Origin of the sequence: Nonomuraea rosea (assembly GCF_039539705.1) — a bacterium.
Lineage (GTDB): Bacteria > Actinomycetota > Actinomycetes > Streptosporangiales > Streptosporangiaceae > Nonomuraea > Nonomuraea rosea.
Map to the genome: position 1 here is coordinate 44,437 of NZ_BAABDQ010000062.1, position 12,029 is coordinate 56,465.

General features: G+C 68.9%; 15 protein-coding genes and 1 pseudogene. 5 read left to right on the forward strand and 11 right to left on the reverse strand.

All coding sequences use genetic code 11. The annotated features are described in order from the left end of the window. Nucleotides 1-10 precede the first annotated feature (10 nt). The 5 genes from ABEA43_RS63150 to tnpA all read right to left on the reverse strand — a co-directional run bounded on the left by ABEA43_RS63150 (nt 11) and on the right by tnpA (nt 2,952). A complete protein-coding gene (locus ABEA43_RS63150) occupies nt 11-1,030 on the reverse strand; it encodes an LLM class flavin-dependent oxidoreductase (RefSeq protein ID WP_345578974.1) in 1,020 nt (339 codons plus the stop codon). 67 nt (nt 1,031-1,097) lie between these two features. After that, nucleotides 1,098-1,538 carry a C39 family peptidase gene (locus tag ABEA43_RS63155; RefSeq protein WP_345578977.1) on the reverse strand — a complete coding sequence of 147 codons (441 nt, stop codon included), beginning with the start codon at nt 1,536-1,538 and terminating at the stop codon, nt 1,098-1,100. Continuing rightward, nucleotides 1,513-1,653 carry a hypothetical protein gene (locus ABEA43_RS63160; RefSeq protein WP_345578980.1) on the reverse strand — a complete coding sequence of 47 codons (141 nt, stop codon included), beginning with the start codon at nt 1,651-1,653 and terminating at the stop codon, nt 1,513-1,515. The genes ABEA43_RS63155 and ABEA43_RS63160 overlap by 26 nt, the downstream gene beginning before the upstream one ends. 56 nt (nt 1,654-1,709) lie before the next feature. Next, nucleotides 1,710-1,877: a hypothetical protein gene (locus tag ABEA43_RS63165; RefSeq protein ID WP_345578983.1), complete on the reverse strand. Its 168-nt coding sequence runs from the start codon at nt 1,875-1,877 to the stop codon at nt 1,710-1,712. Between the two features lie 646 nt (nt 1,878-2,523). After that, a complete protein-coding gene (gene tnpA, locus ABEA43_RS63170) occupies nt 2,524-2,952 on the reverse strand; it encodes an IS200/IS605 family transposase (RefSeq protein WP_345578986.1) in 429 nt (142 codons plus the stop codon). 22 nt (nt 2,953-2,974) lie between these two features. On the opposite strand from tnpA, the gene ABEA43_RS63175 reads away from it, so the two are divergent. Then, nucleotides 2,975-3,244, forward strand: a complete 270-nt coding sequence (locus tag ABEA43_RS63175; RefSeq protein WP_345578989.1) for a hypothetical protein — start codon at nt 2,975-2,977, stop codon at nt 3,242-3,244. Nucleotides 3,245-3,436: 192 nt separating this feature from the next. Here the strand turns inward: ABEA43_RS63175 and ABEA43_RS63180 are convergent, their stop codons facing one another. Then, on the reverse strand, nt 3,437-3,844 hold the full coding sequence (locus ABEA43_RS63180) for a winged helix-turn-helix transcriptional regulator (RefSeq protein ID WP_345578992.1): 408 nt from the start codon (nt 3,842-3,844) through the stop codon (nt 3,437-3,439). Nucleotides 3,845-3,921: 77 nt separating this feature from the next. On the opposite strand from ABEA43_RS63180, the gene ABEA43_RS63185 reads away from it, so the two are divergent. After that, a complete protein-coding gene (locus ABEA43_RS63185) occupies nt 3,922-4,797 on the forward strand; it encodes an NAD(P)H-binding protein (RefSeq protein WP_345578996.1) in 876 nt (291 codons plus the stop codon). A 26-nt stretch (nt 4,798-4,823) separates the two neighbouring features. Here the strand turns inward: ABEA43_RS63185 and ABEA43_RS63190 are convergent, their stop codons facing one another. Together ABEA43_RS63190 and ABEA43_RS63195 are read right to left on the reverse strand one after the other, a co-directional pair. Further along, a complete protein-coding gene (locus tag ABEA43_RS63190) occupies nt 4,824-5,150 on the reverse strand; it encodes a hypothetical protein (RefSeq protein WP_345578999.1) in 327 nt (108 codons plus the stop codon). A gap of 29 nt (nt 5,151-5,179) precedes the next feature. After that, the gene (locus tag ABEA43_RS63195) at nt 5,180-6,073 is read right to left on the reverse strand and encodes an SCO6745 family protein (RefSeq protein WP_345579002.1); all 894 of its coding nucleotides are present in this window, start codon (nt 6,071-6,073) and stop codon (nt 5,180-5,182) included. Nucleotides 6,074-6,195: 122 nt separating this feature from the next. On the opposite strand from ABEA43_RS63195, the gene ABEA43_RS63200 reads away from it, so the two are divergent. Next, on the forward strand, nt 6,196-6,807 hold the full coding sequence (locus ABEA43_RS63200; protein ID WP_345579005.1) for a CGNR zinc finger domain-containing protein: 612 nt from the start codon (nt 6,196-6,198) through the stop codon (nt 6,805-6,807). A gap of 374 nt (nt 6,808-7,181) precedes the next feature. Here ABEA43_RS63200 and ABEA43_RS63205 read toward each other — a convergent pair whose 3' ends face one another. Next, nucleotides 7,182-7,742: a dihydrofolate reductase family protein gene (locus ABEA43_RS63205; protein ID WP_345579009.1), complete on the reverse strand. Its 561-nt coding sequence runs from the start codon at nt 7,740-7,742 to the stop codon at nt 7,182-7,184. Nucleotides 7,743-7,883: 141 nt separating this feature from the next. Between ABEA43_RS63205 and ABEA43_RS63210 the strand changes: the two genes are divergently transcribed. Beyond that, nucleotides 7,884-8,354, forward strand: coding sequence for a pyridoxamine 5'-phosphate oxidase family protein (locus tag ABEA43_RS63210; protein WP_345579012.1), 471 nt, complete (start codon nt 7,884-7,886; stop codon nt 8,352-8,354). 308 nt (nt 8,355-8,662) lie between these two features. Here ABEA43_RS63210 and ABEA43_RS63215 read toward each other — a convergent pair whose 3' ends face one another. Both ABEA43_RS63215 and ABEA43_RS63220 read right to left on the reverse strand, forming a co-directional pair. Next, complete coding sequence (locus ABEA43_RS63215) at nt 8,663-9,424, reverse strand: SDR family NAD(P)-dependent oxidoreductase (RefSeq protein WP_345579015.1); 762 nt, start codon at nt 9,422-9,424, stop codon at nt 8,663-8,665. 406 nt (nt 9,425-9,830) lie between these two features. Next, nucleotides 9,831-10,724, reverse strand: coding sequence for a phosphotransferase family protein (locus ABEA43_RS63220; protein ID WP_345579018.1), 894 nt, complete (start codon nt 10,722-10,724; stop codon nt 9,831-9,833). Nucleotides 10,725-11,604: 880 nt separating this feature from the next. Between ABEA43_RS63220 and ABEA43_RS63225 the strand changes: the two are divergent. Further along, nucleotides 11,605-12,029, forward strand: a pseudogene (locus ABEA43_RS63225) (DNA-directed RNA polymerase subunit beta); the annotation flags it as partial.

The following is a 12,029-nucleotide window of genomic DNA, read 5'->3' on the forward strand; positions in this document are numbered from 1 at the left end:
AAGGCGCGGTTCAGCCGTGGCGGAGCCGGTCGGCGAGGGCGGCGAGCAACTGGTAGGACCGGCGACGATCGGCGTGGTGGTACACCGGCGTGGTCACCATGAGCTCGTCGGCCCCGGTGTCGCCGAGCACCTTCCGCAGGTGCCCGGCCACCGTCCGCGGGCCTCCGACCAGGACGCTCCCCGAGCGGGCGGCGATCTCGGCGCGGTCGCCGTCCGTGTACGGGTACGCCGCCGCCTCCTCCGGGCTCGGCAGCAGGATGCGCCTCCCGCCCGCTCGGCTGAGCACCTTCAGCCGGGTGGAGCCGGCCAGCCATTCGGCGCGTTCGTCGTCCTCGGCGACGATGACCGACACGCTGACCAGCGCCTGCGGCCTCTCCGCCTGCGCCGAAGGACGGAACCGCTCCCGGTAGCGGCGCATGGCCGGCTGCGCCTGGTCCGGGTTGAGATGGTGGGCGAAGGCATAGGGCAGGCCGAGCTCGGCGGCGAGCTCGGCGCTGGTGGCCGAGGAGCCGAGCAGCCACAGCGGCGGGGCGTTCCCGCCGAGGACGGGGATCGCCTTGACCCGCGCGTCCTCGGACGGGTCGAAGTAGGCCTGGAGCTCGTCGAGCTGCCGGCGAAAGGACTTCGCGGTCCGCTCCGCAGCGGGCCGGACCGCGTCCACGGCCGGACCAGGCCCGCCCGGCGCGCGGCCGAGACCGAGGTCGATCCGTCCCGGGTGGAGTGCGGCCAGCGTCCCGAACTGCTCGGCCACCACGATCGGGGCGTGGTTGGGCAGCAGCACCCCGCCCGCGCCGACGCGCAGGCGGCGCGTGGCGCCGGCGAGGTGGCCGACGAGGACGGCGGGAGCGGAGCTGGCGACGCCGCGCATCCCGTGGTGCTCGGGCACCCAGTAGCGGTGATAGCCCAGCTCGTCGGCCAGGGTCGCGAGATCGACCGTGTTGCGCAGCGCCTGCCTCGGCGTGGACCCTTGCACGATCGGTGAGGTGTCCAGCACCGAAAGGCGTACGTCGGCGTGCCGGTCCCCGTTCATGCTCAACCTTCCCACGGTCTTGCTTCAACGGGCGAAGGCCCCGGCCGTGCCGGGGCCTTCGCGGGGGTCAGGTTCGCACGATGGCGACGGTGCCGATCCCGTTCCACGCGAGATTGGCGTTCTCCAGCAGGAGCTTGCCCACATCGATGGAGTGCTCGCTCGCGTCCGCGGGGTCGGCGACCTTGAACGTCGTGGGATGCACGGATCCGTCGCCGTGGACCACGCCGTCGTACCCGTGGATGGTCACATAGTGCCGGAGGGTCGGCGTGGAGGCGTTCCACCAGGGCAGCTTGCCCGGGATCACCAGGACCATCACCGGCCTGCCACGGGACAGGGACGTGACGATCCGGTTGATGCCCGCCTCGTAGGTCTGGCCGTTGGAGACCGCTATCTCCTCCCACTTGTACTGCCAATCGGAGTCCGCGATGGAGGAGTTGATCGCGGCGGGGATCCTGCCGGGCATGGTCGCGCCGAAGAGGGTCTCATCGGTCTGCAGCTTGCCGGCCATGGGTCGAGATGAGCGACGGGTACTCGTGCCAGATCCCCGCCTGCGCGGGCAGCGCGGGGGCGACGACGATCGCGAGCACCGTGCCCGCCAGGACCGAGAGTAACGCTCTGAGCATTCTTCGCACGGGGCTGCGTCAGGGGGTGTCGGATATATCGGTTCAGGCCGAAATCTTCACAGGCCGGAAATGGCGAGCCGGTGCAGCCGCTCGTTGATCTTGTAATAGAGGTTGCCGAAGCCGTCGGCCGTCAGCCCCTCCATCCCCGGATCAGTCAGCAACACGGTCAGCGCCTTCGTCGACTTCTCGATCTTGAAGATCTGGTCGCCGGACGTGCCGTACACGTGACGCGGATCCTGGGCCACGCTCAGCAGCACCCCGTCCCGCCAGGCGAGGCTGGGCTTGGCGGCGTAGTCGGGATCGGGGAACAGCCGTTTCGCCGCACCACCTCCACGGGTGTTCGTTTGTGCGCGATATCGGTCCCGACCGTAACCTTATGATCGATGCCCGTCAATGGGGTGATCGCCATGGATGAGCGCCCCGCAGGCCTGCGGCGCGAAGGGGCGGCATTAACGCCGTTCTCCGCGATCGCCTGCCCGGCTCCGGACCCAGCTCCGGGCATGGCTCCGGGCTCGTCGCAGGGTGCCAAGCCGGCGTGTGCTGGCCATCCCCGGTGCCGGCGATCCGGAGCACCTGGCCGACGGCACCCTGCGCCTGCCAGAACACAACCTCGCCCCACTCCACCAAGCGGGCACGTGAACACGACGTCAGGAGGCCGGGGGACAGGAGGGTATGCGCGCTGCCCACAAGCGAGCGCGTTGCCGTCACCGAGGACGGAAGGCGATCGGCGGTACGGCTACCGCCGGGGTCTGAATTCGGGACGGTCCGAGCACGTCAGGGGCTCCCAGGACGCGACCGACCGGCGCCTGCGGAACAGCGCCCCCGGACGGTAGGTCTGGATGGGAGGCCGGGGCAGTTCTCGTGAGCAGCTCAGCCCGGCCGTCTCTGGCTCTCGATGTACTCCTTGACGATCGACAGCGGGGCACCGCCGCAGGAGGCGGCGAAGTAGGACGGGGACCAGAAGTGCCCATCCGACAGATATTGGCCGACATGCGGGCCGAACTCCTTGCGCAGGAGCCGGGCCGAGACACCCTTGAGGGAGTTGACCAAGACCGACAAGGCGACTTTAGGCGGGTAGTGGACCAGCAGGTGCACATGATCGTGCTCGCCGTTGAAGTCGACCAGGACGGCACCGAAGTCGTCGCACACCTCGATCATGATGCTCTCACAGCAGCGCAGCATCTCCTCGGTGAACACCTCGCCCCGATATTTAGGGGTAAAGACCAAATGGGCATGGAGGTCGGCAACCACGCTTCGGCCCCTGCGAATGTCGGGGTCTGGTTCCCATCGCGGTGACATGGACCGAATGATAGTGCGTTCGATGGTGAAGCTGGCGGTGCAGGTGAGGGGACGCGACTACGACTGCGAGGACAGCGCCGGGATGCCCGCGGTCGCCGAACTGCTGTGGCCGGGGGCACCGCCCCATCTGGTGCGGGTCGGCGAGGCAGGGACGTTCGACGAGACCGTGATGGCGCCTCCGGATGCGGGTGTGGCGTCGGTGGCGTTCTGGGCCTTCGTCCGCATGCGGAACCGGAGATCCGTTCTGCCCGTGCCCGCGGAACCCGCCGGGCAGGCGGCGGGAGGGGCATAGGCGCGCATACGCTCCGTCCCGGCCGGTCATGGTTCGCGAGACCGGGACGGAGCGTGGGCTGGGGTGTGTCTGTTAGGCGCTGAAGCTTCCGGACTGGGGTGAGACGTACGCACCATAGCCGGGAGCGATGTCAGTGGGCGGACCAGGCGCCCCACAGCGCCGGGTCGGACACCTCGCCGGTGGCCACGGCCGTCAAAGGCGCACGTCTCCACGGGTGGCGCCGTCGAAGTGGGTGCGGGCCGCGTCCAGGTCGGGCCGGTGAGTGACGGCCCACAGGCCCAGGGCGGTCACCGGTTCCAGAAACGATCTGCCCAGCTCGGTGAGCGCGTAGTCGACGCGCGGGGGCACGCTCGGGTGCACGGTGCGGCTGATCAGCCCCTCTTCCTCCAGGCCGCGCAGCGTGCGCGTGAGCATGCGGCGGCTGAGGCCCTCCACCGTACGGTCCAGCTCGTTGAAACCGTGCGCTCCACGGGCCAGGACCGACAGGATCACGACGCTCCACTTGTCGCCCACGCGGCGAAGGACGCCGGTCGCCGGGCAGTTCTGGTGGTCGTCCACGGTGATGGGGCCGGGTGGGAGCGCGGTGGCGGCAGGGGACATGAATGTGCCTTCTTTCGGACCTTTCGGCTGCTGGCCAATGATCAGACTACGCAAGTCAACCAACGAGGGGATTTATCGTGATCGTGGTCAGTGGAGCGTCGGGGCAGCTCGGGCGGCTCACCGTACGGCATCTGCTCCAGCGGGTGGACGCCGCCCGTGTCGTCGCCCTGTCCCGTACGCCCGGCGACCTCGCCGACCTGGGGGTGGCCACCCGGTACGCGAACTTCGACGAGCCCGGCAGCCTGACCGGGGCGTTCGAGGGGGCGGAGCGGCTGCTGCTCATCAGCATGGGCTCATTCACCGGCCTGGTGCCTGGACATGTCAACGCCATCGAGGCGGCGGCCAAGGCCGGGGTGGGCCAGGTGATCTACACGTCGTTCGCCAGGGCGGGGGAGCCGGGACAGCCACAGGCGCTCATCGAGAACCACCGCGACACCGAACGGCTGCTGGCCGAGTCGGGGCTGACGTTCACGGCGCTGCGGTTCAACCAGTGGCCCGAAATGTGGAACCTCGTCGGCGTGCCCGCCATCGCCGTCTCCACGGGGGTCCTGCCCAGCAACTCGGGGGATGGCAGGGTCGGACACATCACCCGCGACGACAGCGCCGCCGTCGCCGCGGCCGTGCTCGCCGACGGCGGCTGCGAGGGGCAGCTCCTTGAGGTCACGGGGCCGGCCGCGGTGACGGACGCGGACGTCGCCGACACGCTCTCGCAGGTCACGGGGCGTACGATCCGCTGCGAGCAGGTCACGGACGACGAACTCGCCGCGATGCTGGCGGGGTGGGGGCTACCCGAGCCGTACGTCCAGGGGTGGACCGGGCTGGGGGCGTACAAGCGGGAGGGCTGGTTCGACGTGACCACGCACGCGGTCGAACGTCTCACCGCCCGCCCGCCCGCGTCGATCGGCGACTACTTCGCCGCCCACCCCGAGGCCCTCCGCCCCGCTCGCGACTAGCCCCGTTCTTCGCATGTGAGTGTCGATCAGACAGAAGAGGAGCAGGGCCAGGCCAGGCCGGGTTTGCCGGTGACCGCGATCAGATAGGCGCTCACCCGCCGGGACGCGGCCGATGGCGGCCACCCGGTCGGCGACCGCCATCCGCCCTGGAAGACCTCCAGGGCATCCGCGACCGGGTACGGCTTCGCAAGCCCCAGCGGGTCACGCTGCACTGCCAGACCCTGTTCTGCGGTACGTCGTGCGGCTTCGCTGAGCATGCCGATGTCAACGCAGCCCGTGACATCGCCGCGCGCGGTGCGGCGGACCAGGCAGTGAGTCACGCTGCCTGACGCAGACCAGGCCGTCGAAGCCATCGACGTACGAGGAACCGCAAGCTCGGTCGTTACGACCGAGAAGCTGACTCAGGGACCTTGACGGTCGCGATGCCGAGAGTGCTGGTCATCGGCAGCAACCCGGCCCCGAAGATCGCACCGAGGAACGGCGAGCCGAGCTGGGCCAGCCGCTCCGCGCGCTCCTCCCCGAGCAGCCGCCACGGCTCGGCCGCCAGGTCGTCGGTCATCAGCTCCACCTGGTCGCGCAGCGCCCGCCCGGCCTCGGTGGCCTGGCCGTCCTCGCCGACCAGCCCCCGCGCGGCCAGACGTTCCCGTGCGGCCTCCCACTGCTGCTCGCTCCAGCCCCGCCCGGCGAAGTTCGCCACCGGCGCGGCGCCGACGGCCGCGAACGACACCAGCGACTCGCACGGATCCAGCTCCGCGGCCAGCAACGCGGCCAGGTGGCCGTCGCCGCGGTGCTCGCGCAGCACGGTGGCCGCCTGCCAGAGCACAAGGTGCGGCTCGTCGGGCCACGGCAGGTCCAGGTTGGCCGCCGCGAACGGCCGCCCGGCCACCGTCACGCTCTCGGCGGCCCGCCTGGCCAGCTCAGCCGCCTCCGTGATCGCCGTCCCCGCCACCGCATCGCCGAGCAGGTGCCGGTAGGTCCTGTCCACCGCCGTCAGCCGCGTCCGCAGCATCTGCTCGGGGGTGGCGACGTCCCAGACAGCGGGCACATGCTCGGCGATCATCTGCGGGCTGAAGCTGTAATACGCCGCCGTCGCCAGCCGCGTGCCGGCCCGGCCAAGCGGAGCCGTACGGAAAGCGAAATAGCTCGGCCAGCGCGACTCCACGTCGTAACCGAGCACGGCCGCCTCCTCGAACGCCTGAGGCGAGAAGTACAGCACCGCGTGAATGGGCTCAAGCTGGTGCCACATGCGGCGGGCGAGCCGCGACGATGCGCTCATGGAAAGATCCCCTCACTATTCAATCACTGGCTAGCTAAGCTATGACGGTGACGATAGAGGCATGGCGCATCACTGGTCAATCCCAAATAGACAGTTATGTCGGCCGGTGGGCGGAGCTCGCCGTGATCCTGGTGAACGAACTGGCCGTCACCCAGGCCCGCGGCCGTCCAGTCGACCGGCCGGAGCATCCGTCAGCAGACCAGCTGGCCAACCCACCAATCGGCCAGCTGGCCGATCAGCCCGGCGACCTGTCCGGCGATCCGCTCGGTGATCTGTCGGGCGATCAGTCTGGTGATCACCGGGCCGCGCTCGATGCCGCGTTCACGCTCCACGGTTGGACGCCGAGCCGGTCGCTGACCGGCGCCGACGCTGACCGGCTCGCGGACGTGGCCGCCGAGTTGCGCCCGGCCTTCACCGGCGCGCCGGGCTCGATCGCCCGGCTCAACCAGGTCCTGGTACGCCACCGCGCCGTCCCCAACCTGCACGGCGACCCACCCGTCCTGGCCTTTCACGGCCCGGAGTCGGACCTGGTGGATGCCTGGGCCGCCGACGCCGCTACGGCGCTGGCCATGGTGATCGGCGTCGGCCAGGGGATGCGGTTGCGAACCTGCGAGGCGGGCGGCTGTGAGCTGGTGTTCTTCGACGTCACACGGAACGCCTCGCGCCGGTTCTGCGGCCTGTCGTGCCAGAACCGCGCCAAGGCCAGCGCCTACCGCGCCCGCCGCCGCGCCTGACCCAGGCATCGAATGAGCGATTTGCAGGTGGCCGCAGGCACGCTCGGCGGGGGCCGGAGACCGTCCCGCCGCCTTGGGTCATCCCCTTCAAGGCCGGCGTCGGATCTCCGCCTTGGGTGGCGTCAGCAAGATCGAGCCCCTCGAACCACGATGGCTTTCTGGGGGAGCCGGATGGACTATCGGGACGTGACCTGGACGTATGCGCCCTGGACCCGTGCACTTCCTGGAGTGCGCTCGGGCTGCGCTGGACGTGCACGCACTTCGTCGGAATGCCCAGCCCTTATCCGGGCACCGCCTGACTCCGCGTCTACCCAGGCGTCGCCGCCTGATTCCGCTTCGTCGCGGCCTTGAGACGCCTGGACATCCATGCCGGATCAGCCTGCCGGGTCCTCCTCCTGGCGCAACACTCCGTACGTGGACTGGACGACGCCCGCGCCGAACACCTTGGTCGAGCGGTGGACGAGCGGCACGTCACCGCCGAGCGGCCCGAACAGGGGCAGCCCCGTACCCAGCAGCACAGGCACCGTGGTGATGGTGATCTCTCCGACCAATCCAGCGCGCAGGAACGTCGTGATGATCTGGCCGCCGTCGACGTACACGCTCTTGGTGCCGCGCTCGGCCAGCCCGTCGATGAGCTGGTCCAGGTCGCGATAGACGGTGACGCGCGGGTCTGCGCCCACCTCCAGCGTGGTGCTGAGCACCGCGACGTGCTTGCCCTCGTGCGGCCACGGATCGTACGTGAGCGCCGGCTCGTACGTCCCGCGGCCCATGACGACGGTGTCGATGCCGTCGATGAAGTCCTGGTAGCCCAGGTCATCGCCCGCGGCCTCGCCCCGGCTGGTGAGCCAGCCCAGGTCGCCGTCCTTGCGGGCGATGAACCCGTCGAGGCTCGTGCCGATGAACACCGAGGCGGTGAACGGATGGCTGGTGGTCATGCTCGCCTCCCATTAGTAAACGTCTGTTCGTTTACAAACTAATGACCCCGGCGCGGATTTGTAAAACGCGCTTCGCCACGGGGGAGCGCCTGCGTGTGCGCGGGGCTGATTCTGTCGGTGCCGTCGTCCATGATGATGGCCATGGCCTCATGGCAAGAGTTCGACCAGCAGGCGCCGGAGCTGGCGGCGGTGGCGCGGCGGCTGATGGACGCCTACAAGCACAAGGTCCTGGCGACGTTGCGCAAAGACGGCTCGCCCCGGGTGAGCGGCATCGAGACGAGCTTCAAGGACGGCGAGTTGTGGACGGGGTCGATGCCGCAAGCGGTCAAGGCCCTCGACCTGCGGCGGGATCCGAGGATGGCCATCCACGTGGGCTCGAAGGACCCCGAGGGACCCGATCCGTCCGCGTGGGAAGGCGACGTGAAGCTGACCGGGCGTGCGGTGGAGATCACCGATGAGGCGGTCTTAACGTCGTTCCAGCTGCCCGGCACCGACTCGCACCTATTCAGGATCGAGCTGACGGAGGCGGTGTGGACCCGCGTCGAGGGCGACGACCTGGTCATCGACGCCTGGCACGAAGGGGCGGGGGTGCGCCAGATCCGCCGCAAATAATCTACAAAGTAAAGGCGCCGGGATCAATGATCCATCCTCACGCCAGAGCCTGACCCAGCTGACGACGAACCAGGACAACCTCGTGCGAAAGCGCAGTTGGAGCGTGGGGGAGTGCCCGATTCGCCGTTCAGCGCGGTCGGCGCCGCACCGATACGCGGTCGGGCGGACGGGCCACCACCGCCACCGAACCTCCGCGGCTGTGCGACTCGGCGGGTGGGGCAGCCGTCGTCTGCGGACCTGTACCGATGGTGGGCCAAGCGACGGAGCAGGTGCCGTTCCTGTCCGATGGGTCGCGTCGAGGGGCGCGGTCAGTGGGCGGAGAAGCCGCCGTCCACGAAGAGTAGTTGGCCGGTGACAAATGCGGAGGCATCACCGGCCAGGAACACGGCCGCCCCTGCGAAGTCCTGCGGGAGGCCGTTGCGTTTCACCATGTGGCGGGCGGCGAGGGCTTCGACGCGGCCGGGGATGGCCTGGGCGGGTTCGGTCAGCGGGGTCAGCACGAATCCGGGGATGATCGTGTTGACGCACACCCCGCTCGCCGACCACGCCTCGGCCTGCGAACGGGTCAGGCCGGTGATGGCGGCTTTGGCGGCGCCGTACACGCCACTGTTGCCGAAGGCGCTGATGGACTGCTGTGAGCCCACGTTGATGATGCGGCCCCAACCGCGCCCGGCCATCTCGGGCCCGAAGTGCTGGCCGAGAAGGTAGGGGGCGGTGAGGTTCACGGCGAGGGTCTGCTCGTAGTCGTCGAGGGTGAGGTCGGCCATCGGCTTGCGGATGTTGTTGCCGGCGTCGTTGACCAGGATGTCGATGTCGCCCGCCGTGGCGCAGATCCGTTGGACGGCGTCGCGGTCGCCGAGGTCGGCGCTGATCGCGGACGCGGTGACGCCGTGCCCGCGCAACCGGTCCACGGCCTTGTCGAGCTCGCTCTGCCTGCGGGCGACCAGCACGACTTCGGCGCCCGCGCGCCCGATCGCCTCCGCGATGGCGTACCCGATGCCGGAGCTGCCACCGGTCACCAGGGCACGCCGGCCGTGAAGGGAGAACAGCTCTCGCAGATACTCAGACACGATCGGCAAGCTAGCATCCGTGCTCGCTGGTGAGCGCGAGCGGGGTTGCGTCCGTGGGCGGCCCCGACGTGCGGACTTACCTCAGGGGTGGGCTTGGGAAGGCTGGGCTTATCTCAGGGGCTGGGAAGGCTGGGCTTATCCCGGAGATCGGCTTGGGAAGGGTGGCCTTGTCTGGGGGAGGGCCTGGGAAGAAGGCTTGTTTCAGGGAGGGCCTGGGAAGGGTGGGCTTGGGAAGGCCGGGGGAGGGCGTCGGTGTGGCGCACGGCCTGATTCGTTGCCGTGTCTTCACGAAGCGTTCGCCGCTTCACGTGCCGTGGCTCCAGGGAGCGTTCGCCGCTTCATATGCCGTGCCTTCAGGGAGCGTTCGCCGCCTCATATGCGGTGCCTTCAGGGAGCGTTTGCCGCTTCAGAGACGGTTTCGTAGCCAGCGGAGCGAGGCCAGGCCCAGGGCGACCATCATGTTCACCAAGTTCAGATCCGTTCCCGGGCCCGCCGACGCGGCGACCCGGAGGAGAAACCCCGAGTGCATCGCCAGCACCGCATCGACCTGAGCCGGATCGAGGTCACGGGTCAGCGGATGGGCCTCGGCGATCGGCTGCGGATCCATCCCGCTGAGCGACACGCCGGCCAGCAGCGTCACCGCGTCGCAGTGACCGGCCCCGACCCATGCGTGCGGCCAGTCGACGACGAAGACGCGCTCCGGGGTCAGCATGATGTTGAACGGATACAGGTCCCCGTGCAGGAGCGTCTGACCAGCCAGAGCGGACGCGGCGCTCTCCTCCAGGGCGGCGAGCTCGTCCAGGTGGCCGGCTGCCCACGGTGAAAGCGCATCGATCCTCTTGACGGTGGCGCTCTCGATCCCGGCGGCGCCGTTCGCCAGAGCCGCCCAGCCTCCGAGCCGCGGCCTGCCCAGCTGCGTCCCGTCTACCGGCGAAGGGGTCAAGGCTTGGTTCAGGTCGGTGACAGCCGCCAGAACTCGCTCGAGTTCATCGCGCCGCCAGGGCTGGGCGGGTAGCCGTCCTGGAATCTCCTCGAATATCAGGGCGACCCAGTCGCCGTCGTCATAGGCGTCCAGCAATCGCGGGGCCGGCACCGTCCGGGGAAGGCGCCGCGAGATCACGATTTCCCTACGATGGAAGGCCGCCACCGCGGGCGCGGTCGACGTACTCGCCGCCTTCACGAACGCACGCCCGCCACGTGCCAGCCGCAAACGCGCGGCCAAGCCCTCGGAGAACCCGCCCGGCTGGCTGACCGCACCGGCCACCCTGTCGCCGAGCAGCCGTTCGATCCCCGCCGCCACCTCCCTGGGGACTGCTGCCCAGGTGATCCTCCTGCCGCCCGTCGCCTGCGGAGGCATACTCGAACCGGTCTCCTGGCCGCTCACGTCCCACTCGTGCGCCAAAGTGATCCTTACCGTTGCGGCCGGCTGAGAATGACAGTGGTTCCACGGCGATACGGCAGAGCCCGGCCGCAAGGTTCGCCGTCGCAGAGGACTGCGCAAAGTCCTCGACTTTGAGTGCCCCGAATGCACTGATTCCCGTGCCCCGGTCCCTGACCCCGAGTGTCCCGGTCCTCGGCTACGAGTGCCCTGGCTCCGGTTGCGGGCTTGGGGGTCGTCGCGTTCGACGGTGGCAGGAACCGGGCCTGAGCTGGGTGAAGAAGTCGAGGTTCTTATAGGCGCGGTGGTGGGGGCCGAGATCGCCGGCCGTTCACCGTGGGCGATGGCGACGCGAATGTCGTGATCGGCTCGGCGCCCTGCCGCCCAGGCCGGTCGGGGGAGTGAGCTCACCCCGCGCAGCGCCGGCGCAAACGAGATCTTCTCCTGGGAGCGTACTTGGTACGCCGTTCAGGGCAGTGGCTGGGATCCGGTTGGCATGAACGGCACTGGTAATCGGTGGGACAATGGACCCGACGTTCAGACGGCACCGGTATCGTCAACGTGAGCACCGGCTGGAAGCCTTGATGGGCCGCGCTCGGGAATTGACAAGTGGGGGCGGTATAAGGCATCATGAAAATGCGACCGGAACGCTGGGGTCTGCGTTAGCGTGGACAAATCACTGTATTGCTAGTAAGCTTATTTTTCCACGCTGCCTTCTAGATGACCCGCTCCGCTCGCTCACGTTGCGAGGTTGTCTGGCGTGCGTGTCCTCACTCCGCCGCGAGCCCTCGGAAGGACATTTGTGGCAGTCCCGCGCAACGCCTCCACCATACCCGCCGGTCCCCATCGCGTCTCTTTTTCGCGCATCCAGGAGCCCCTCGAAGTTCCTGACCTTCTCGCTCTGCAGACCGAGTCGATCGACTGGCTGCTGGGCAACGAGAGGTGGAAGGCTCGGGTAGAGGCGGCTCGCCAGGCCGGGCGCAAGGACGTCCCGACCCAGTCGGGCCTGGAAGAGATCTTCGAAGAGATCAGTCCCATCGAGGACTTCTCGGGGACCATGTCCTTGTCGTTCCGCGACCATCGGTTCGAGCCGCCCAAGTACTCGGTCGATGAGTGCAAAGACAAGGACATGACCTTCTCCGCCCCGATGTTCGTGACGGCGGAGTTCATCAACAACACCACCGGTGAGATCAAGAGCCAGACGGTGTTCATGGGCGACTTCCCGCT

Coding starts and splice junctions, on each gene's coding strand:
- ABEA43_RS63205 (WP_345579009.1), bottom strand. CDS start 7,742: ATGACCACCAGCCATCCGTTCACCGCCTCGGTGTTCATCGGCACGAGC.
- ABEA43_RS63180 (WP_345578992.1), bottom strand. CDS start 3,844: ATGTCCCCTGCCGCCACCGCGCTCCCACCCGGCCCCATCACCGTGGAC.
- ABEA43_RS63195 (WP_345579002.1), bottom strand. CDS start 6,073: ATGAGCGCATCGTCGCGGCTCGCCCGCCGCATGTGGCACCAGCTTGAG.
- ABEA43_RS63210 (WP_345579012.1), top strand. CDS start 7,884: ATGGCCTCATGGCAAGAGTTCGACCAGCAGGCGCCGGAGCTGGCGGCG.
- ABEA43_RS63190 (WP_345578999.1), bottom strand. CDS start 5,150: ATGGCTTCGACGGCCTGGTCTGCGTCAGGCAGCGTGACTCACTGCCTG.
- ABEA43_RS63155 (WP_345578977.1), bottom strand. CDS start 1,538: ATGGCCGGCAAGCTGCAGACCGATGAGACCCTCTTCGGCGCGACCATG.
- ABEA43_RS63160 (WP_345578980.1), bottom strand. CDS start 1,653: ATGCTCAGAGCGTTACTCTCGGTCCTGGCGGGCACGGTGCTCGCGATC.
- ABEA43_RS63175 (WP_345578989.1), top strand. CDS start 2,975: ATGGTGAAGCTGGCGGTGCAGGTGAGGGGACGCGACTACGACTGCGAG.
- tnpA (WP_345578986.1), bottom strand. CDS start 2,952: ATGTCACCGCGATGGGAACCAGACCCCGACATTCGCAGGGGCCGAAGC.
- ABEA43_RS63150 (WP_345578974.1), bottom strand. CDS start 1,030: ATGAACGGGGACCGGCACGCCGACGTACGCCTTTCGGTGCTGGACACC.